Raw genomic sequence first — 20,391 nt, 5'->3', positions numbered from 1 at the left:
ACGTGATCACCAACGACATGCAGTCATCCGGCATCCCGACCGTTCTCGACGGTCCGGCGATTCCTCCTCTGTGGTTCGTGGCACCGGAGGGCTTCCACGCCCTGCCCGTCGACGCGGAGCCGGACGCCCGAATATCCGCCGCTGCCGAGTTTGCTCGTGGACTGTTCCCCGAGGGGGACGCCCATCTATGGGAGTCGGCGGCGCCCTTCTACGCCGGCCTCACCGAAGTCTTCGCGGACTCCGGTCTGGCCTATTCGGCCATGGGTGTGTTCGGCGACGACAATGGCGGCGTCGTGCATTTCTCCTTCACCGTGGGCGCCATCGAATCCCCCTATGCGACCTCCGAAGAGGCCGCTCGCGCGATCGCGCAGTCCCTCGGCCGGGACCCGGGGAACGACAGCCGTCGCATCACCTTGCCCTGTGGTCCGGCCGTATCGAATATCAGCGTTCGCGAGGTCACCGTTGGTGCGGAGCTCACCTCGACGGGAGAAGAAGCGAAACTCCTCACGGGCCAGATCCAGATCTTCCTCCCCTTCCCGGATGCCCCTTTCATCGCGGTCTTCACGCTGGATACGGCTGCCATGGAGTACTGGGGGGAAATCTGCGACATGACGGCTTCCGTCCTGGAAACGGTATCCTTCGGCACTCCGTCCGACGATTCGAATGATCGGGCCCAGGATCACACATGATCTTCTTCGAGTTCGAGGCCGATCCTGCCGAGTGGTTGCCGTCACGTGTACGGAGATCGTTCATGAACGCCACAAGCGGTGGGTGACGGCGGCCCAAGCGACTTGCGAGCGCCGATCACTTTCTTCAACTGGCCGAGCCCCATCCGATCCCGGACCTTCCAGCGCACCAAACCTTCGTCTATGACGGTGACCCCGACCGGGTCCCGCAACCTTTCAACGCTGTCGCCGGGCAGTCGGAGGGCAAGGACCGGGGGCGGAACTCCACATGATGGTTCAAGCGACGGGTGACCATCCCGTTCGCTGGACCGACCTTGCGGAGTTTAACTCCGACCGTCTGGGGCGAGGACTGGGCCTTCGCTCGAAGCACGACAGGGCCGGCATTCGAAGTCCGTGCTACCGCGGACGTGCCGCCCGGCTCTTCCCCTTGCCCTTCTTCCGAAGCCTCCGCATCCGTTCCCGCTCCCGCGCCTCTTGCTCCTGGGTTCGCGCGCTGATCCAACGGTGGAGTAGCAATCCCACCAGAACAGCGCTGATGGCGTAGGCCAGAAATGCGCTGCCGGTACCGGAGATGTAGGCGCAACTCCCCGAATGGCAGTTCTTGGCGGGCAGGCCACTCAGCAGATAGAAGAGCGGCCCCAGCGCCGCAAAGCTGCAGGCCGCCGTACTCGCAGCGTGCAAGCCACGCGCCACCTGTGTCCGGCCCGAATCTCCAGATGCACTCCACAACCCCCCGGTTGCCCCGAGCACTGTGATCACGCCGAGGACGCCTCCGACCACCCACGAGCCCCCGGGCAAGTCCACCAGCGCCGGGAACGTCTCGCGGGCGAACCTCTTCCAGACGCCCATGACCAGCAGAATGAGGCTCATGCCGAGCATCAGGCAGAGAATCACTCCGGCGATACCCAAGCCCGCTCGCGCCCGATTCGGACGGTTGGCTCCTGTGTCGTCCGCCTGTCTCTGCACCTGTCGTTCCCCTTCCTCGCCGCTGTGCTTCTCGATCGCGGGATCTCGCCCGTGGCTGTCGTGCGCAGGCCCTCGGGATCACGGCAGCCGCGACAAGAGCTTGAAGCCGGGATCAGCTCCAGTGCAACGTGTCCGCCACTGCATCGAAGAGCCCCACCATCTGCCGTGCCAGCGGATCCAGCGGTGTGGAAAACGACAGGATCAGCCACTCCTCAGTCGCCGGGACAGGGACGTAGAACTTGACTGTCGTCGTGGGGAGCTCGTTGCCCAGTTGTGTGCCGGGGGAAGCCGCTTCGGAGCGGAACTCACGGACCACCCTGCCAGCGGCGGAGAGTTCGACCACTGCGGCTTCCGTCCCACGTCGGCCAAGGGCTTCCTTGAACGTGTGAATGTCCGAGGACGATGGCATCGTCCCCGGCATGGGGAAACTGACCAGAAGCGATGAGGAGAGCGGCAGAGGTCCGACCCGCAAGGTCGACACGTACAGCTCGATGCCGCCGGCCTGGTAGGCGTCTTTCGCTGTTTTCTGCAACTCACGCATCACCTGCTCTTTGAGTAGAGGAGCGTTGTCGACGCCGTGAAACTGTTGCTCCGCCAGCGCGATGATGCTGCGATCGCGGTGCTCCGGTTCGAGCGACAACTTGAACCAGCCATCGGGGACGACCAGGTTGTAGTCCTTCGGCGGCGTAGTGGTGTCCTCGTCCTTCCAAGGCTCAGGCATCAGGGGTACCCCCCTCCCGGATCACGTTGCCCTCGGCGTCTAGGGGCACGAAGCGCAGCGTGGGAATCAACGCATCGATCTCTTCGGTGAGTTGATCGCTGTGTTCTATGGCGCTCCAGTTCATCGTGGCCAAGAGCACGTCAGAGGTCTCGGGGACCAACAGGGCGTACGAGACCGCCTCTGAGAGCTTCTTGCCGAACCCCAGGACCCCCTTGGACTGGTACATGGCCTGCAGCCGGACTGCCGACCCGACGGGCAGGTCGACCCTGCTCACAAGTGGCTCCCCGGCGATCTCCTTGTGGCCACGCAGCCTGTTCTCGACCTCGTCCAAGGAAAGAGCCACCCCGTCCTCGCCGAAGATCTGGACGTCGAAGGTGGCGTAGTGTGCTCCACCCAACGCGAAGAAGGCTGCAGCGAGAACCGCCTGATTCTTCTCGGCGGCTCGCGCAAGGTGAATCAGATCCTTCTCGACGGACTCCTTCGATGCCACTAGATCCAGCGGGTTGAAGGACTCAACGACATCCCGCGCCCAAGCGGTCTTCCCCTCGGAATCAAGTCCGGTACCGGCCGTCAGATCGACCCAACCGTCTGAAAAGTCCAGCCGACAGGTCCAGTCGTCGATTTCAACTGTCATGTCGATCTCCTAAAGAGCCGGTCGGGTGTTTTCGTCAAGATAGATGTTTCCGCCGGTCACAGCATATCCGATACCAGTCAGAACGTTGACCGTGGTCTTTACGCCGTTCAGCCCGGGAATGTTGGGGAAGCTGGCAGCCATAGGTTTGATCGACTTGAGGCTGGCGGCAACTTCAGCGTCCACCAAGGATACGGACTTCGCCACTCCACCGTTCGCGGAGATCGCTTCCTTTGCGCCCCGCCAGCTGTTCATATTGAAGACGGTCTTGGCGTTGTCTGCGAAGCCCTTCCAGCCGCTCTTCGTGACCAGCTCGGTGAAGGGGCTTGCCATCGTCTTGCCGAGCTCCTTCGGCGTCATCGAAAACACCTTCGTGAAGCCCTGCGAACCCAGCCTGTTCAGCTTCTGGCGGTCACGCTTAAAGGCCTTACCGATACCCGGTGTCTTGCTCGACTTCATCCTGTTGAGTCGCTTGAGAACAGTCCCTGCGTACTTGCCGGCAAGCTTCGAGAACGCCTTGCCGACCCCGATCATGAGGAACCCCAGAGCCGCCTCACCGAGGTCCATCAGGTCGGCATTCCCGCGTAGGTATAGGACTGCGGTGCAGATGAACCCGACCAGCGACATGACGAGTGCGATAGTGCCGAGGATGCCAGCCAGCGCCTGTCCGATCACCGGAATCCAGCCGACCATCAAAGACAACACCCCGCACACGGTGGCGATGAGGCCAGTGATGTCCGCGATGTCATCGAGGAGACTGTCCCAGAAGCCGTCCTTCAGAGAATCATCGGAAATGACCTCGTCGATCGCGTCGCATGCCCGCTTCGCCGCGGCGTCTCGGATGCGCTTCGCCTCTTCGATCTTCTCCTGGGCAGCCTTGACCACATCGTCGGCCGCCTTCTCTTGCTCCTCGAGTTCCTTCTTCTTCGAATCGTCTTCTGCATCGGCGAGCTTCGTCCCGACGGCACGTTTGTCGTCTTCCGCCGACTGGGCCTCCTTGAGGGCCTGGTCAGCAATCTGCTGTGCGCGGTTCAGGTCGGATGCGTAGTCCTTGGCCGAGGCATGGACCTTGTCCGCGTAACCGCCGCCGACGTCGACGACCTTGTCTCCGAGTGCCGCCGCTGCGGTGGCGTAGCGCTTTCGTGCCGCTTCGAGTTTCCCCGTTGAGCCTTCGGCCCGCTTGCGGAATTCCCTGCCCGCATCACTGTCCCAGGAGTCGACCTCAGAGATTGCCTTGAGATTCTTTACCTGACGCTCAAGCTCCTCAGCGGTCTTTCTTAGTTTCTTCCCCAGGCCCGCTACCCTGTCCGGGTCGCCGGGAACCGGGTCGAACCAACACAGCGGCGACCAGTCTCGAGGTCGTCCTCCCACGGCAACTCACTTACCCTTCTTGTTGCCGGAGCTCTGGGATTCTCGGATCGCCTTGGCCAACTCGTGGTCCATCTTGCTGTACGTCTTCGCCGCAGCCAGCGCATACTCCGAGAGGAACTTGATCTCTTCCTGAAGCTTGTCTCGATTCAGGTTCCAATTGGACTCGAAGTCCTCAAACTTGTCGGACAGATCGTCGTGCCCGAAGTCCTCTCCATACGACTCCACGATGTCCGGCAGTCCCTCGAACGCCTTGCCAATCCGCCCGAGGCCCTTCCCCATCTCCCGGATGACCTCAAGGTCGTCGATCCGCACACGGTCAGCCATGATTCACCGCCGCAAGCACACTCTTAATCACTTCGATCCCCCGATTGCGCGGACTCCGCGCTCAGCAATGTGAAGTGCCGAAACTTTACTAACCCTTGGCACTTCATGCCAACCCATACCCCTCTCCCCCACACACAACCCGCCCCGGGTAAGTCCCACCGTTGCCTGGCCAAGCGGCCGTCCAGCGGCGAGTCGATTGCCGAGCCCTGGGAAGTAGAGGCAAACTTGCATCAGTCGAGTGGGAGCCCTAAGGGCGTCGCCCTCATCAACCAGCCGGAGCGGCGCAGCGGCGTAGCGCGTACGCCACCCCACCGCACCGTCCCGCCGCTGCAGCCGCAGGGCTCCCTTCAGCAGAAGGTCACTTGCTCCGAGCCTGCTTGGCCAGCTCGTCATCGATCTGCTCGAACTTGTCCGCGGCCATGGTCAGGTAGTCACCCATGCCGTCGAGACCGTCCAGCGTGTCCTTCATGCCGCGCACGAACTCGTCGAAGTTCTCGTCGAACGCCTTCGACGAGCTCTTCGTGACGTAGCCACCCTGCACAAGGTTGTTGATGTACTTCTTGAGGCCCTCGAGCTTCTCCTGGAGCTTTTCCTTCTCCTTCACGACATGCTTGGCAGCATCCCGCATGTCCTGATAAGTGACATCAAGGTCCTTGGCCATGAAGCCGCTCCCTCTCACAACGCCGCAGGGCCAACCCCCGTGGCTCCCTGTTTGCGGACTCATCTGCCCGTAGGCCGAGTTGCTGGTCGCGCGTGGCAACCAGTGTGATCGTCCGCTCTTGCGTCTGCAGCTTACGGGTGGGGCCTGGGATGCCACATCCCAGGCTTGTGAACGAGACGTCATGAAGTCGTGTACGACGTTGCCATCGGGAACGTCTCGGTGCCTCCCCATTGCCCCACTGTCGTACCGAACGGATATCGTCCCTTACGACTGTGACCCGCGTGACTGAAGCGAACAGACAGCGGACGCAGCGACAGAAACCACCGCGGCCACACCGGCCCAGTGGCACGGGGAGGACTAGTCGTGCGCCTGACTCTGACCGTCGTCGACCCGTACGGCGGTGGTACCGCCGACGTCGTGCTCGATGCCGATCCTGAGTCCACTGTGGGGGACATCGCCCAGGAGCTGGCCAAGCAGGTCGGGCACAGCGGGGCGCAGGTCATCCCGCTCGGGCAGCACCGGCACGCGCCGGTCAACAACGCGCCCCTCGTGTACGTGGACGGGTACGCCGTCGATCCCAGCGCCACCGTCGTCGGGTCACCCCTGCGCGAGGGTGCCGTCGTCAGCCTCCAGGATCCGTCCGGGTGCCTGCCGGGTGAGCCCACCGGGCTCGTCGAGCTGCGCGTCGTCGGCGGGCCCGCCGCCGGGTTCGTGCACCGGCTCGGGGTCGGGCGCTACGACATCGGCAGCGGGGCCGCCTCGTACGTCCGTATCGACGATCCCGAGATCGACGCCCGGGCCCTCACCCTCTCCGTCTCCACCGACGGCACCTGCCAGGTCGCCGTGCACATGGACAAGGCGACCGTCACCCTCGACGGCACGTCCTTCGCCGGCGAGGACACGGAGGAGAAGAAGGACCAGGACAAGAAGCGCGGCAAGAAGAAAGCCCAGGAGAAGGAGAAGAACAAGGAGAAGGAGGGGAAGAAGGACGGGCCCGTCGAGTGGCCTCTCGGGGGGCAGATCGCCCTCGGTAACACCCTTCTCGAACTGGCCCGGTACACGCCTCCGAACGCCGCCCTCAAGTGGTCTGACGACGGTGCCGGACTCGACTACAACCGGCCTCCCCGGCTGCGTCCGCCCGAGCGGCAGACCAACTTCCGGCTTCCCTCCCCGCCCCGCGAGTACGAGGCCCGGCCACTGCCCTGGCTGATGGCGTTCACGCCGCTGGTCGGCGCCCTCGTATCGGTGATGATCTTCCAGAAGTGGTACTACCTGATCATGGCCGCGCTGAGCCCGATCCTGCTCTTCGCGAACTACCACAACGACAAGAAGCACGGGCGCAAGTCCCACGCCAAGCAGGTCGAGGAGTACGAGGAGCAGAAGGAGCGGATCGAGAAGGACGCGCAGGAGGCCCTGGTCGCCGAGCGGAACGACCGGCGACACGCCATTCCCGACCCGGCCACGATCCTCGCCCTCGGGACCGGGCCGCGCACCCGTCTCTGGGAGCGGCGGCGGACCGACCGCGATCACCTTCTCGTCCGTCTCGGGACCGGGCAGCTGCCCTCCGCGGTCGTGCTCGACGACCCCGAGCAGGACGACCACCGCCGCCAGGTCACCTGGAAGATCGAGGACGCCCCGGTCGCGCTGCACCTGCGCACCCTCGGTGTCATCGGCATGGCCGGACCCGGCGACTCCGCCCGGGCCCTCGGACGGTGGGCGATCGCGCAGACTGCGGCGCTGCACAGCCCGATGGACGTGCAGTTCTACGTGCTCAGCGAGAACGCCGCGCAGGAGTCCTGGGACTGGGTGCGCTGGCTGCCGCACTCCCGGCCGTCCGGCGGGCAGGACGTCAACGCGCTCATCGGGACCGACGCCGAGACCGTCGGTGCCCGCATCGGCGAACTGACGCAGATCCTCGACGCGCGCAAGAAGGCAGCCGAGCAGAACAAGTCGCAGGCCGGTTCGAGCTTCAGCGACCCCGACATCGTCGTCGTGTGGGACGGGTCGCGGCGGCTGCGGTCACTCCCGGGTGTGGTGCGGCTGCTGCGCGAGGGTCCGGCCGTGTCCATGTTCGCCATCTGCCTGGACGCGGAGGAGCGGTTCCTGCCCGGTGAGTGCCAGGCGTACGTCGTCGCCGAGCCGAAGGCCCGGGAGTACGAGCCCGCCCAGCAGGTTCAGCAGCAGTCCCAGCAGCAGGTCGCCGGTGGTTTCCCCTCCTTCCAGGCCTGGCACACCACCGCGCAGCAGCCAGAACAGGCCGACCGCACCGAGCAGTTGAGGCTGCGCGTAGAGGAGGCCGGTGCCGAGCGGCTGAAGGACGTACGGCCCGACTTCGTCTCCGCCGCCTGGTGCCTGCGGCTCGCCCGGTCGCTGTCGCCGCTGCGGGACATCAGCGGTGAGACCGAGGACTCGGCGCTCCCGGGTTCGAGCCGGCTGCTGGACGTGCTGCAGCTGGAGCCGCCGACGAGCGACGCGATCGTGGCGCGATGGCGGATGGGCGGGCAGTCGACGCTGGCCGTCATCGGTGAGTCGTACGACGGGCCGTTCGGGCTGGACATCCGCAAGGACGGTCCGCACGGTCTCATCGCCGGTACGACGGGTTCCGGTAAGTCGGAGCTGCTGCAGACCATCGTGGCGGCGCTGGCCGTGGCGAACACGCCCGAGAACATGACCTTCGTGCTGGTCGACTACAAGGGTGGCGCGGCCTTCAAGGACTGTGTGCATCTGCCGCACACGGTCGGCATGGTGACCGACCTCGACGCGCACCTGGTGGAGCGCGCCCTGGAGTCGCTGGGTGCCGAGCTGCACCGGCGCGAGCACATCCTGGCCTCGGCCGACACCAAGGACATCGAGGATTATCAGGATCTCGTGCGCCGGGATCCGTCGCATCAGCCCGTGCCCCGACTGCTCATCGTCATCGACGAGTTCGCCTCGATGGTGCGTGACCTGCCCGACTTCGTGACGGGGCTCGTGAACATCGCCCAGCGAGGCCGTTCGCTCGGTATCCATCTGCTGCTGGCCACGCAGCGGCCGAGCGGTGTCGTGTCGCCCGAGATCCGCGCCAACACCAACCTCCGTATCGCGCTGCGCGTGACGGACGGCGGTGAGTCGTCCGACGTCATCGACTCGCCCGAGGCCGGGCACATCTCCAAGAACACCCCGGGTCGCGCCTACGCCCGGCTCGGTCACGCCTCCCTGGTCCCCTTCCAGTCGGGACGCGTGGGTGGCCGCCGGCCCGGTGCGGCCGACCCGGCCGTGCTCATGCCCTGGGTGGGCCCGCTGACCTGGGAGGACCTGGGCCGTTCTGCGCTGGTCAAGCCCAAGGCGGAGGCCCGTGAGGAAGAGGAGATCACCGACCTGAAGGTCCTCGTCGACACGATCCGCGACGCCAACAGCTCGCTCGGCATCCCGCCGCAGCACAGTCCGTGGCTGCCCGCGCTCGACGAGACGCTGCTGCTGGACGACGTGGAACTCCCCGCGTTCGTGGGCGGCCCCGGCAAGCTGCCGCCTGCCCCGTACGGCATCGAGGACCTGCCCGCCAGCCAGGCCCGCCGCCCGGTCGCCGTGGACTTCTCCTCCTTCGGCCACCTGATGATCGGCGGTGCCCCGCGCAGCGGCCGTTCCCAGGTGCTGCGCACCCTCGCGGGTTCGATCGCCCGTACGCACTCGATCGCCGACGTGCACCTCTACGGCATCGACTGCGGCAATGGCGCGCTCAACGCCCTGACGCGGCTGCCGCACTGCGGCGCGGTCGTCGGACGTAACCAGACCGAGCGGGTCGTACGGCTCGTGAACCGGCTCAAGGGCGAGATGGGCCGCCGCCAGGACCTGCTGGCTGACAAGGGTTTCGCGGACATCGGTGAGCAGCGGTCCTCGGTGGCCGAGGACGAGCGGCTGCCGCACATCGTGGTGCTGCTGGACCGCTGGGAGGGCTGGGTGCCCACGCTCGGCGAGATCGACCACGGCTCGCTCACGGACGAGTTGCAGACGATGATGCGCGAGGGCGCGAGCGTCGGCATCCACCTGGTGCTCACGGGTGACCGGACCCTGCTCGTGGGCCGTATCGCGACGCTCACCGAGGACAAGTACGGCCTGCGGCTGGCCGACCGCAGCGACTTCTCCTCGCTCGGCATTCCGGCCCGCAAGGTGCCCGAGGAGATCCCGCCGGGGCGTGCCTTCCGCAACGAGTTCGGTACGGAGACGCAGTTCGCGCTGCTCGCCGAGGACACCACCGGTCAGGGGCAGGCCGCCGCGCTGGCGGCGATCGGCGAGGCGGCGGCGGCCCGGGACGCCGATGTCCCGCGTTCGCGGCGTCCGTTCCGTGTGGACAGCCTGCCCAGCCGCATCTCCTTCCCGGAGGCCTGGGAAATGCGCGACCCGGACGCGTCCCGTTCGCGGCTGTGGGGCCTGGTCGGTATCGGCGGCGACGAGATCGTCGGCTTTGGACCGGACCTGGCGGAGGGTGTGCCGGCGTTCGTCGTCGCGGGTCCGGCCAAGTCGGGCCGTTCCACGGTGCTGTTGAACTTCGCCCACTCGTTCCTGGCGCAGGGCACGCGTCTGGTGATCGCGGCGCCGCGCCAGTCGCCCCTCCGTCAACTCGAAGGCGCGGAAGGCGTACTGAAGGTCTTCACCGGCGACGACATCGACGAGGACGAGTTCGAGGAGCTCATCGACCAGGCGTCCCTGGAGGAGCCGATCGCGGTCCTCATCGACGACGGCGAGCTCCTGGAGGACTGTGACGCCGAGAGCCAGATGAAGAAGCTGGTCTCCCGCGGTGCCGAACGCGGCCTCGCCATGGTCATCGCCGGTGACGAGGAGGACGTCTGCAGCGGCTTCTCCGGCTGGCAGGTCGACGCCAAGAAGGCCCGCCGCGGCATCCTGCTCTCCCCGCAGGAGTCCTCCAGCGGCGACCTCATCGGCGTACGCCTGAACCGCAGCATGGTCGGCGGCCAGGTCGCCCCGGGCAAGGGCATGCTGCACCTCGGGGACGGGGAGCTGCGGACGGTCGTCATCCCGGGGTGAGGTGTTGAGCGGGGGTCCGGCTCCCGCATGGCCCGGCGGTGTTTGCGCCGCCGGGCCGGCTCAGCCACCGGTCCTCCCCTACCGCACCTTCGACATCCGAGCCTGAGGCCGCCCCGACTCCTCGCTCTCCGAGCGGTACTGGAGGTCGTCGCCCACCGGGCTGAGTCGGATGGTGGTGGCGGCCGGGTTGCAGCCGCTGTGGTTGGTCTTCGCGCCCACGGACGTCGCGACGAGCTCCTTCTTCGTCACCTGCTTCAGGGTCAGTACGTCGATACAGACGCCGCCGATCTGGTCGGTCTGGCGGAGTCGGCCCAGCTCCTGGCCGACGGCGGCCCGTTCGACGGTGATCCGGAACGTGCCGAGGGGCAGGTTGCCGTCCAGGGCGGTGCCCTGGCCCTCCCAGGTGCCGAGGTAGGCGGCGGGCACCGTGCCGGGGGCGCCGCTGCTCGCCGACGGTGCGGAGTGGTCGGCGCCCGGGGCGGCCCCGTCCCTGTCGTCATCGGTGTTGCGGCCGCCCGGCAGCAGGTCGAACACGAGCACCGACCCGATCGTCACGGCCGCCATCGCCCCGGCGACCGCCAGGGCGACCGAGCAGCTCAGCCTCCGCACCCGCCCGCCGCCCTCCGGCGTGGACGTCGCCGCCACGGAGACGGTGACCTTGCCGGGGCGGCGCCCGGTGGACGACGGGGCCGGGTCCTGCGGGCCGGCGTCACGGGGTGCGGGTACGGCGGCGGAGGAGGTCGCCGGCGTGGGGACGACCGACGGCGGTATGACCGGTGGCGGCATGACCGGTGGCGGGCCAAACACTCCTGCCTCTGCCACCCCGGTGCCCTCAGCCGCCTCCCCCGTCTCGACCACACCCACCGAAGGACTGCTGAACCCCACCGGCCCCGAAGGCCCCCCGGCCCCCGGCCCGGCCGCCTCCAGGTTCAGCAGTTGCACGGCGCTGCGGCTCACCTGCTCCACCAGCGCCCCGGGCAGCCACCCGCCCGTCATCAGCCGGGCCGCTCCTTCGGGGGCCAGTCGTCGGGCCGCCTCCGCCGGGGCGGGTCGTGCGCCCGGGTCCTTCGTCAGGCAGGCGGCCGTCAGGGACCGCAGCTCCCCGTCCAGAAGACCGAGTTCCGGCTCCTCGTGGACGACCTTGTAGAGCAGGGCCGCCGAGGAGTCACCAGGGAAGGGCGGTTCGCCGGTCGCCGCGTACGCGAGGACCGCGCCCAGTGAGAAGACGTCCGCCGCGCCCGTGACGCCCTTGCCCAGGATCTGCTCGGGCGACATGTAGCCGGGCGAGCCGATCGACACACCCGTGGACGTCAGGGACGCCGTACCGTCCGTGGCCCGGGCGATGCCGAAGTCGATCAGCAGGGGGCCGTCGAGCGTGAGCAGCACGTTCGACGGTTTCACGTCCCGGTGCACCAGGCCCAGCTCGTGCACCGCCGACAGCGCCTCGGCGAGCCCCGCTCCCAGGACCCGTACGGTGTGGGCCGGCAAGGGGCCGAAGTCCGCCACCGCTGCCGACAGCGACGGGCCCGCCGCGTACGCCGTCGCCACCCACGGCACCCGTGCCTCCGGGTCCGCGTCCAGGACCGGCGCCGTCCACGCGCCACCCACCCGGCGCGCGGCTACGACCTCGCGCCGGAAACGCGCACGGAACTCCTCGTCCAGCGCGAAGTGCGGGTGCACGATCTTCACGGCGACCGTACGGCCCCCGGCGCTGCGGCCCAGATAGACCCGGCCCATCCCGCCGGAGCCCAGCCTGCCGAGCAGCCGGTAGGGCCCCACGACGGTGGGTTCGTCGACTTCGAGCGGCCGCATGGCGTCACCCCTCCCCCGTAGGCGTACGGAAGCCCGGCCGGGCCCCCGTCCGCCTGCACTCCCAGCAGAGTAGTGCGGGAGGAGCGCACGCTCACGGCTGAAGCAGGTCCACCTTCACGTCCGCCGGGAAGCCGGTCGTCGGGCCGACGCGGCGGGCGAACTCGGCCACCGCCTCCAGCTGCGGGCCGCCGAAGCGGAAGTCGAGCGTCGTGAAGTACTGGGCGAGGGTCTCCTCGTCGAAGTCCTCCCAGCGGGCGGCCTGCTCGGCGACCTTGGCGACCTCCTCAAGGGAGAGGTTGCGGGATTCGAGGAAGGCCTCGTGCACCTTGCGCGTGAGGACCGGTTCGCGCTCCAGGTAGTCGCGGCGCGCCGCCCAGACCGCGAAGACGAACGGCAGGCCCGTCCACTCCTTCCACAGGGCGCCCAGGTCGTGCACGGCCAGGCCGAAGCGCGGCCCGTCGAGCATGTTCGCGCGCAGTGCCGCGTCACCGATGAGGACGGCTGCGTCGGCCTCCTGCATCATCAGGCTGAGGTCGGGCGGGCACGTGTAGTAGTCCGGGCGTACGCCGTAGCGCTCGGCGAGGAGCAGCTGGGCGAGGCGGACGGAGGTGCGGGAGGTCGACCCGAGGGCGACGCGGGCGCCGTCCAGCCGGTCCAGCGGGACCTGCGAGACGATCACGCACGACATCACCGGGCCGTCGCAGCCGACGGCGATGTCGGGGAAGGCGACCAGTTGGTCCGCGTGCTTGAGGAACTCGACCAGGGTGATCGGTGCGATGTCGAGTTCGCCCTGCACCAGCTTCTCGCTGAGCTTCTCCGGGGTGTCCTTCGTCAGCTCGAAGTCGAGGAGCGTGCCCGTTCTGGCGAGCCCCCAGTACAGGGGCAGGCAGTTCAGGAACTGGATGTGGCCGACGCGCGGCCGGGTGCGAGGATTGTCCACATCGTGAGGCTAGCCCTCTCGGCCCAGTGGTCTGCGTCCGGCCCCGCCGTGGGTTCGTGATCGCCGCCAGAGGCCCTCTCCGCCAGTCGGCGGCGGGATGTTCAAACATTCGGGTGACGTGATCTTGACCCCTATTGCATTCCGGGGCCTGCGTGCTAGGCTCATCGCAAGTTGCAGTTTGGTTTCCCTTGCAGTACAGAGCCTGCGGAGCATGTGACCGCGGGCTCTCGTCATTCTCAGACGTATGCAGTTGTGCAGAATTCATCTTCACACTTGCTGGTTCTGGAGCAGGGCAACCCTTTTGGGCCCAAGGAGGGCTTATGGCTACCGGAACCGTGAAGTGGTTCAACGCCGAAAAGGGCTTTGGTTTCATCGCCCAGGAGGGCGGCGGCCCCGACGTCTTCGTCCACTACTCCGCGATCAACGCGAGCGGCTTCCGCTCCCTCGAGGAGAACCAGCAGGTGTCCTTCGACGTCACGCAGGGCCCGAAGGGTCCGCAGGCTGAGAACGTCACCCCGGTCTGATCAGTAGTACCCAAGGAGCCCCGCGCCGTCAGGCGTCGGGGCTCCTGCCTTTTCCCGTCCTCTTCCGGTTCTGTCGTTCCCGGAGAGGTCGATGAATTTCCGGCGAATTCTGCGGGTCGCTCCGCTGTGGCGGGGACGGACCCGGGGGCCTGGCCTGCTCGGGCACGGGCCGGGAGAAGATGTCCGGATGCAGGGACATGAAGAGAACGGCGAGAACGGCGAGAACGGCGAGAACGGCGAGCGGGATAGCGGAACTCGCCCGCACAACCATCTGGCGACCGGCGTGTCCCTCGGACTGTCGCTCGGCACGGCGCTCGGGCTGTCCCTCGGCATGACCGTCTTCGACAACATCGGCCTCGGACTGGCCCTGGGCCTGGGCCTGGGCACGGCGATCGGAGCGGCGGCGGGCGCCGGGGCGATGAGGGCGGCCGAGGGGCAGGGGAACGGCCAGTCGGGCGAGGGCCGGGGAGACGAGCCGACCAGCTAGGGGCGCAGGGGAGCGGGCAGGCCGGGGCCATGGGGCCGACGCGGCCCCCCGAGGCCAGGGGAAGAGCACGCAGGCGTGGGCGGGGGCCCGAGCACGCAGGCGACGGGCACGCGGGCCGACGGCAGCGGGACCTGGCCGCAGGGCCCCAGCAGGCATGCGTGCTGCACGGGGCGGGCAGACACACCAAGTCCGGAGAGGCCAGCAGGCCGGCATGCCGCACGACCCGCGTCGACACGCCGAGCCACAGAGACCGACAGACAGGCAGGCAACCCCCACCCCCGCCGACACACCCAGCCGACGAGACCGGGCAGGCGAACGGCGGGCGGGCCGGCGCGACCCCGCAGTAGGGTCTCGGGGCATGACCGATGCCGACTTCGTGCGCGAGACCCGTACCTTCTACGACACCGTGGCCGAGGACTACGCCGCCTATTTCCCTGGGCTGCACGGGGCCACGCCCCTGGACCGGGGGCTGCTGGCCGGTTTCGCGGAGCTGGTGGGTGAGGGGGGCGAGGTCGCCGACCTGGGGTGCGGGCCCGGGCGGGTGACGGCGTTTCTGGCAGAGCGAGGGCTGTCGGTCTTCGGCCTCGACCTGTCGGAGTCGATGCTCGCGATCGCCCGTCGCGAGAACCCCGCCCTGCGGTTCGAGCAGGGGTCGATCCTGGAGCTGGACCTGCCGGACGACTCGCTCGACGGGGTCCTGTCCTGGTACTCGATCATCCACACCCCCCTGGACCACCTGCCCGGCGTCTTCGCCGGGTTCCACCGCGTGCTGCGGCCCGGCGGGCATCTGCTGCTCGGCTTCCAGGCCGGGGACGAGCCCCGCCGCTACGAGGAGGCCTTCGGACACCGGGTGGCGGTGGAGTTCCGGCGGCGCCGGCCGGAGCAGATCATCCCCCTGCTCGAAGCCGCCGGATTCGTCCTGCGCTCCCGGACCGTACGGGAGGCCGACGAGGAGCTCGGCGAGCCGGCCGCCCAGGCGTGCCTCGTGGCCCGCAAGCCACCGAAGCCCCCCACTCCCTAGAGAACCCCTTAGAGAACCCCTAAAAACCCCCTGGAGAACCCCCTACAGCGCCCCCGCGATGTCCCTCGCCGCGATGTACCCGAACGTCATCGCCGGGCCGATGGTCGAGCCCGCGCCCGCGTAGCTGTGGCCCATGACCGCAGCGCTGGCGTTGCCCGCGGCGTAGAGGCCCGGGATGACCGAGCCGTCCTCCCGCTGGACGCGGGCACGGGCGTCCGTCCGCATCCCGCCCTTCGTGCCGAGGTCGCCGGGGACGATGCGGAAGGCGTGGTACGGGGGCAGCCACAGGGGGGCCAGGCAGGAGTTCGGGAGGACGGACGGGTCCGTGTAGTAGTGGTCGTAGGCGCTGTCACCGCGGTGGAAGTCGGGGTCCTGGCCCCGCCGTGCCTGGGAGTTGAAGCGGTCGACGGTCGTGCGCAGGGCAGCCGCCGGGACGCCGATCGAGGCCGCGAGCGCGTCCAGTGCCCAGGCCTTGTGGGCGGCGCCCGAGTCGTACCAGGCGCCGGGGAGGGGCAGGGTCGGCAGGACGTCCTTGAAGAGGTACCGGTTGCGGTAGTTCTGGTCGGTGATCAGCCAGGCCGGGATGGCCCCGCGCTCCTCGTACATGGTGTGGACGACGTCGCTGTAGGGGGCGGCCTCGTTGACGAAGCGCCGGCCGGACCCGTCGACCAGGAGGCCGCCGGGGAGGGTGCGTTCGGCGAGGCAGAAGTACGGCTGGCCCGGGACCGGGATCGCCGGGCCCCACCAGGCGTCGTCCATCAGGTCGAGGGCCGCGCCGAGCCGCTCCCCCGCCAGGATGCCGTCGCCGGTGTTCTCCTTGGCGCCGACGGTCCAGTCCGTGCCGATGGGCTGCCGCTGGAAGCGCTCGCGCATCGCCGCGTTGTGCTCGAAGCCTCCGGAGCCGACGATCACGCCCCGGCGGGCACGGACCAGTCCGGGTCCGCCGTTGCGGGTGACCACCGCTCCGCTGACGGTGCCGCCCTCGACGTACAGGTCGGTGAGCGGAGTGTCGAGCCACACCGGCACCCCGGCCGACCGCAGTCCCGCACGCAGCCCGGCCGCCAGTGACTGGCCCATGGTCAGCGGCTTCTCGCCGCGCAGCGCCGCCGCCGTGCCCCGTGCCAGACACTGGGCCGCGACGGCCGCGCCCTTGGCGTTCACGGCGGCCAGGGTGACCCACTTGTAGTCGGCGCTGAAGACGACCATCCCGGCGGGCACGTCCATGTACGGCGGGTTCAGACGGGCCAGCTCCGGGCCCAGGATGCGGCCGTCGAGCTGGTCGGGCTCGATGGAGCGGCCGTTCGGCAGACCGCCGGGCAGCTCCGGGTAGTAGTCGCTGTAGCCCTCCATCCAGCGGAAGCGCAGGGGGCTGTGGGACATGACGTAGGAGATTGTGGCCGGGCCGTGGGCGAGGAAGGCGCGCTGCCGGTCGGCGGTGACGTCCGGGCCGACGACGGCGGCGAGGTAGGCGGCGGCCTTCGCGGGCGTGTCCGGGACGTCGGCCGCCAGGAGGACCGGGTTGTTGGGGATCCAGATCCCGGCGCCGGAGCGGGCGGCCGAGCCGCCGAAGGTCGGGGCCTTCTCCAGGACGACGCAACTCAGCCCCTGCCCGGCGGCGGTCAGCGCGGCGGTCATGCCCGCCGCGCCGGAGCCGATGACGACGACGTCGTACGTGCCGAGCAGGGGTAAGTCGGCTGCCTGGGCGCCCTGTTGCACTCCGGCGGCGACCGCGAGCCCGGCACCCGCGGCACCGGCCAGCACTCGTCTTCGGGAAGGAGCCCGTGAAGGACCCCGGGAAGGAGCCCGGGAAGGAGCCCGGGAAGGGGATCCAGCGGGTGGTGCGGAGTTCGTGTCAGTGGTCATGACGGCTCCAGCGCGACAGATGGGGGTGGGGAATGTCGCGCGGGCACCCCGCGAAGTCAAGGGCTACTCGAGGCCGATCGCCGCGCAGTCCGCCTTGTACTTCGCGGTGCAGATGTCCTTCACCGTGTAGACGCCGTCCGTGATCACCGTCTCCTTGATGTTGTCCTTGGTGAGGGCGACCACCGGCACCAGCATCGCCGGGATGGTCTTCGCCGTCGGGCTGTCGACGGTCTCCCGGGTCAGTGCGGCGAACTCGATCTGACGGCCCTGGACCTTGGCCACCGCGATCTTCGCGGCGTTCGTCGCCTCCAGCAGGAAGGACTTGTAGACGGTCATGTACTGCTCCCCCGACACGACCCGCTGCACCGCGTCCAGGTTGGCGTCCTGCCCGGTCACCGGCGGCATCTTGGTGGCGCCGGCCTCCTCCATCGCCTCGATGACGGCGCCCGCCATGCCGTCGTTGGCCGAGTAGACGGCGGCGATGTTGTTCAGCCCGACGGCCTTGATGGCCTTCTCCATGTTCGCCTTGGCGATGGAGGGCTTCCACTCCTTGGTGTCGTACTGCTCGACGATGTCCACCTGGCCCTGGAGCTCGCTCAGCGCGCCGTCCTTGAACCGGGCCGTGTTGGGGTCGCCGGGGTCGCCGTTCATCATGACGACCTTGCTCTTCTCGGAGTTCTCGCCGAGCTCGCTCATGATGGCGCGGCCCTGCACCTGCCCGACGAGTTCGTTGTCGTGGGAGACGTAGGCGTCGATCGGGCCCTCGGCGAGCCGGTCGTAGGCGATGACCGGGATGCCGGCGTCCTTGGCCTTCTGGACGTCCGTGGCGATCTTCTTGGAGTTCAGCGCGTCCACCAGGATGACGTCGACCTTGTCGTCGATCATCTGCTGGAACTGCCGGCTCTGTCTGGACACGCTCGCCTCGGCGTTGGCGTAGCGCACCTTGCCCTTGTTCTCGGTGAGGGACGCGACCTCGTCCCTGATCAGGGGGTAGTCGAACTTCTCGAAGCGAGCCGTGTCCCGGTCGGGCAGCAGCAGGCCCACCGTGATGTCGTTGCCCTTCCGCACGGCGCTGTCGTCACTCCCGTCGTCGCCGCACGCGGTGAGGGACAGGGCCGATACGGAGACCGCCAGGGCTATGGCGACAGGGCGCACAGCGGTCCGACGGGTGTTACGCGCTTTCACTGGTGGTGCCTTCCGATGGGGGGAGCATCGCGACGGGATTGCTCGAAAGCCAAAGGGGAGACGGCGTACGACGTCAAGAAAATCGTGTGAAGACATCGCAAAGGCCGCCTCACAGCAGGCCGCCTCAGCGTGCGTACAGCCCCTCGACTTCCTCTGTGAACGCACGCAGTACCGCCTGGCGGCGGAGCTTCATCGACGGGGTCAGGTGGCCTGCCTCCTCGGTGAAGTCCTCGGCGAGGATGGCGAAGGCGCGGATGGACTCCGGGCGGGACACCATCTTGTTGGCCTCGTCGACGGCGCGCTGGAGGACGGCCCGCAGCTCCTCGTCGTCGACCAGGAGCTTGGGCGGTACGGGGTGTTTGCCGTTCATCTGGCGCCAGTGGGTGATGCCGTCCGGGTCGAGGGTGATCAGGGCCGAGACGAAGGGGCGGCCGTCGCCCAGGACGATGCACTGGGAGATGAGCGGGTGGGAGCGCAGCCAGTTCTCCAGGGGGGCCGGGGCGACGCTCTTGCCGCCCGCGGTGATCAGCAGTTCCTTCTTGCGGCCGGTGATCGTCAGATAGCCCTCGTCGTCGAGTTCGCCGAGGTCGCCGGTGGCGAGCCAGCCGTCGGGGGCGGCGGGGACCACGCCGCCGGCCTGGGGGTCCCAGTAGCCGCGCAGCACGTGCTCGCCGGCGAGGAGGATCTCGCCGTCGGCGGCGATCCGCACGCGGGTGCCGGGCAGCGGCCAGCCGACCGTGCCCAGGCGGGGCTTGAGGGGCGGGGTGACGGTGGAGGCGCCGGTGGTCTCCGTCAGGCCGTAGCCCTCGAAGATCTCGATGCCGGCGCCGGCGTAGAACGCGGCGAGGCGGCGGCCGAGCGGTGAGCCGCCGCAGATCGCGTAGCGGACCCGGCCGCCCATGGCGTTGCGGATACGGCGGAAGACCAGGGGGTCGTAGAAGGCCCGGGCGGTCTTCAGGGCGCGGGAGGGGCCCGGTCCTGTGCCCGTCTGCTGGGCCTCCATCGCCTCGCCGTAGCGCTGCGCCACCGACACCGCGCGGTCGAACGAGGTCACCCGGCCGCCGGCCTCGGCCTTGGCGCGGGCCGAGTTGAAGACCTTCTCCAGCATGTACGGGATGGCCAGCAGACAGGTCGGCCGGAAGCTCGCCAGGTCAGGCAGCAGGTGGTCGGCCTTGATGCTCGGCGCGTGGCCCAGCCGTACCCGGGCGCGGATGCAGGCGATCGCGACCATGCGGCCGAAGACGTGGGACATCGGCAGGAACAGCAGGACCGAGGCCTCTTCCCTGGTCTTCGCCCTGAAGACGGGGTAGAGGAGCTCGATGGCGTTGTCGACCTCGGCGAAGAAGTTGCCGTGGGTGAGGGCGCAGCCCTTGGGGCGGCCCGTGGTGCCCGAGGTGTAGACGAGGGTGGAGAGCGTGTCGGGGCCGAGCATGCCGCGCCGCACCTCGACCTCGTGGTCGGCCAGGTGCGCCCCGGCTTCCGCGAGCCGGTCCACGTGGCCCTTCTCGACGACCCACATGTGGTGGAGGTCCGGCAGGCGTTCGCGCTCCGGGCCGAGGGCGGCGGCCTGCGCGGCGGTCTCGGTGACCAGGGCGACCGCACCCGAGTCCTGGAGGATCCAGCGGGCCTGGAAGACGGAGGACGTGGGATAGATGGGGACGGTGACCAGTCCGGCCGACCAGGCCGCGAAGTCCAGGACCGTCCACTCGTAGATCGTGCGGGCCATCACGGCGACCCGGTCGCCCGGCATCAGGCCTTCGGAGATCAGCCCCTTCGCCACGGCGAGCACCTGGGCGGCGAACTCGGCCGCCGTGACATCGCTCCAGCGTCCCTCGGCGTCCTTGCGGCTGAGCACCACGGCACCCGGCTCCGCGCTCGCGTTGTCGAACGGCAGGTCGGCGAGCGACCCGTGCGTCCACGGCGGCGCCAGCGGCGGTACGGCGGCCTCCCGCACCACCCCGTCCAGCCGCCGCGTCTCGGGCTCGACCAGGACCGGTCCTCCGTACACGTCGCCGTAGGCGGAGGAGGGATACGCAGTGGACACGGGCGGCTCCTGGGGCGTGCAGCGAAAAACTGCTTGCTGCGTGGACGTACGTGCCTCGCACGCCGAGGCGCTCAACCGGCTGAACCCCCAGAAAGGGGTTACTGCCGGTAGGAACGGGATCGTACGGCTCTCA

At 68.6% G+C, this 20,391-nt stretch carries 16 protein-coding genes; 5 read left to right on the top strand and 11 right to left on the bottom strand.

The annotated features are described in order from the left end of the window. The first annotated feature begins 2 nt into the window (after positions 1-2). Complete coding sequence (locus tag AC07DF_RS00640) at positions 3-689, top strand: hypothetical protein (protein ID WP_478965635.1); 687 nt, start codon at positions 3-5, stop codon at positions 687-689. Positions 690-1,082: 393 nt separating this feature from the next. Here the strand turns inward: AC07DF_RS00640 and AC07DF_RS00635 are convergent, their stop codons facing one another. From AC07DF_RS00635 to AC07DF_RS00610, 6 genes are all read right to left on the bottom strand, one after another. Continuing rightward, a complete protein-coding gene (locus AC07DF_RS00635) occupies positions 1,083-1,556 on the bottom strand; it encodes a hypothetical protein (RefSeq protein WP_478965633.1) in 474 nt (157 codons plus the stop codon). 208 nt (positions 1,557-1,764) lie between these two features. Further along, positions 1,765-2,373, bottom strand: coding sequence for a hypothetical protein (locus tag AC07DF_RS00630; protein WP_478965631.1), 609 nt, complete (start codon positions 2,371-2,373; stop codon positions 1,765-1,767). Then, a complete protein-coding gene (locus AC07DF_RS00625; RefSeq protein WP_478965629.1) occupies positions 2,366-3,007 on the bottom strand; it encodes a hypothetical protein in 642 nt (213 codons plus the stop codon). The genes AC07DF_RS00630 and AC07DF_RS00625 overlap by 8 nt, the downstream gene beginning before the upstream one ends. A 9-nt stretch (positions 3,008-3,016) precedes the next feature. Then, positions 3,017-4,375 (bottom strand): hypothetical protein, encoded by a 1,359-nt coding sequence (locus tag AC07DF_RS00620; protein WP_478965627.1) that lies wholly within the window; start codon positions 4,373-4,375, stop codon positions 3,017-3,019. A gap of 6 nt (positions 4,376-4,381) precedes the next feature. Beyond that, on the bottom strand, positions 4,382-4,699 hold the full coding sequence (locus tag AC07DF_RS00615) for a hypothetical protein (protein WP_478965625.1): 318 nt from the start codon (positions 4,697-4,699) through the stop codon (positions 4,382-4,384). Positions 4,700-5,057: 358 nt separating this feature from the next. Then, positions 5,058-5,360, bottom strand: coding sequence for a WXG100 family type VII secretion target (locus AC07DF_RS00610; RefSeq protein ID WP_030840100.1), 303 nt, complete (start codon positions 5,358-5,360; stop codon positions 5,058-5,060). Between the two features lie 363 nt (positions 5,361-5,723). Between AC07DF_RS00610 and AC07DF_RS00605 the strand changes: the two genes are divergently transcribed. Beyond that, the gene (locus AC07DF_RS00605; protein ID WP_478965623.1) at positions 5,724-10,382 is read left to right on the top strand and encodes an FtsK/SpoIIIE domain-containing protein; all 4,659 of its coding nucleotides are present in this window, start codon (positions 5,724-5,726) and stop codon (positions 10,380-10,382) included. Positions 10,383-10,460: 78 nt separating this feature from the next. Here AC07DF_RS00605 and AC07DF_RS00600 read toward each other — a convergent pair whose 3' ends face one another. Both AC07DF_RS00600 and AC07DF_RS00595 read right to left on the bottom strand, forming a co-directional pair. Continuing rightward, positions 10,461-12,194: a serine/threonine-protein kinase gene (locus AC07DF_RS00600; RefSeq protein WP_478965621.1), complete on the bottom strand. Its 1,734-nt coding sequence runs from the start codon at positions 12,192-12,194 to the stop codon at positions 10,461-10,463. Between the two features lie 91 nt (positions 12,195-12,285). Then, positions 12,286-13,134, bottom strand: a complete 849-nt coding sequence (locus AC07DF_RS00595) for a menaquinone biosynthetic enzyme MqnA/MqnD family protein (protein WP_478965619.1) — start codon at positions 13,132-13,134, stop codon at positions 12,286-12,288. Positions 13,135-13,454: 320 nt separating this feature from the next. On the opposite strand from AC07DF_RS00595, the gene AC07DF_RS00590 reads away from it, so the two are divergent. The 3 genes from AC07DF_RS00590 (at position 13,455) to AC07DF_RS00580 (ending at position 15,166) form a co-directional block, all read left to right on the top strand. Then, positions 13,455-13,658, top strand: a complete 204-nt coding sequence (locus AC07DF_RS00590) for a cold-shock protein (protein WP_003992177.1) — start codon at positions 13,455-13,457, stop codon at positions 13,656-13,658. Between the two features lie 187 nt (positions 13,659-13,845). Continuing rightward, a complete protein-coding gene (locus AC07DF_RS00585; protein ID WP_478965617.1) occupies positions 13,846-14,145 on the top strand; it encodes a hypothetical protein in 300 nt (99 codons plus the stop codon). A 358-nt stretch (positions 14,146-14,503) separates the two neighbouring features. Then, positions 14,504-15,166: a class I SAM-dependent methyltransferase gene (locus AC07DF_RS00580; protein WP_478965615.1), complete on the top strand. Its 663-nt coding sequence runs from the start codon at positions 14,504-14,506 to the stop codon at positions 15,164-15,166. A 42-nt stretch (positions 15,167-15,208) separates the two neighbouring features. Here the strand turns inward: AC07DF_RS00580 and kstD are convergent, their stop codons facing one another. The 3 genes from kstD to AC07DF_RS00565 form a co-directional block, all read right to left on the bottom strand. Further along, complete coding sequence (kstD, locus tag AC07DF_RS00575; RefSeq protein WP_478965613.1) at positions 15,209-16,927, bottom strand: 3-oxosteroid 1-dehydrogenase; 1,719 nt, start codon at positions 16,925-16,927, stop codon at positions 15,209-15,211. A gap of 165 nt (positions 16,928-17,092) precedes the next feature. Next, complete coding sequence (locus AC07DF_RS00570) at positions 17,093-18,184, bottom strand: sugar ABC transporter substrate-binding protein (RefSeq protein WP_478965611.1); 1,092 nt, start codon at positions 18,182-18,184, stop codon at positions 17,093-17,095. A gap of 154 nt (positions 18,185-18,338) precedes the next feature. Further along, positions 18,339-20,258 carry an AMP-dependent synthetase/ligase gene (locus AC07DF_RS00565; protein WP_478965609.1) on the bottom strand — a complete coding sequence of 640 codons (1,920 nt, stop codon included), beginning with the start codon at positions 20,256-20,258 and terminating at the stop codon, positions 18,339-18,341. Positions 20,259-20,391: the final 133 nt, after the last annotated feature.

This window comes from Streptomyces sp. NPDC044719, from assembly GCF_056433405.1.
The sequence above is the reverse complement of the archived record's forward strand: the minus strand, read 5'-3'. Positions and strand labels throughout refer to the sequence as shown.

Excerpts from the sequence above, each read along its gene's own strand:
- AC07DF_RS00610 (WP_030840100.1), bottom strand. The coding sequence starts at position 5,360 with ATGGCCAAGGACCTTGATGTCACTTATCAGGACATGCGGGATGCTGCC.
- AC07DF_RS00580 (WP_478965615.1), top strand. The coding sequence starts at position 14,504 with ATGACCGATGCCGACTTCGTGCGCGAGACCCGTACCTTCTACGACACC.
- AC07DF_RS00590 (WP_003992177.1), top strand. The coding sequence starts at position 13,455 with ATGGCTACCGGAACCGTGAAGTGGTTCAACGCCGAAAAGGGCTTTGGT.
- AC07DF_RS00630 (WP_478965631.1), bottom strand. The coding sequence starts at position 2,373 with ATGCCTGAGCCTTGGAAGGACGAGGACACCACTACGCCGCCGAAGGAC.
- AC07DF_RS00585 (WP_478965617.1), top strand. The coding sequence starts at position 13,846 with ATGCAGGGACATGAAGAGAACGGCGAGAACGGCGAGAACGGCGAGAAC.
- AC07DF_RS00600 (WP_478965621.1), bottom strand. The coding sequence starts at position 12,194 with ATGCGGCCGCTCGAAGTCGACGAACCCACCGTCGTGGGGCCCTACCGG.
- AC07DF_RS00635 (WP_478965633.1), bottom strand. The coding sequence starts at position 1,556 with ATGAGCCTCATTCTGCTGGTCATGGGCGTCTGGAAGAGGTTCGCCCGC.
- AC07DF_RS00625 (WP_478965629.1), bottom strand. The coding sequence starts at position 3,007 with ATGACAGTTGAAATCGACGACTGGACCTGTCGGCTGGACTTTTCAGAC.
- AC07DF_RS00615 (WP_478965625.1), bottom strand. The coding sequence starts at position 4,699 with ATGGCTGACCGTGTGCGGATCGACGACCTTGAGGTCATCCGGGAGATG.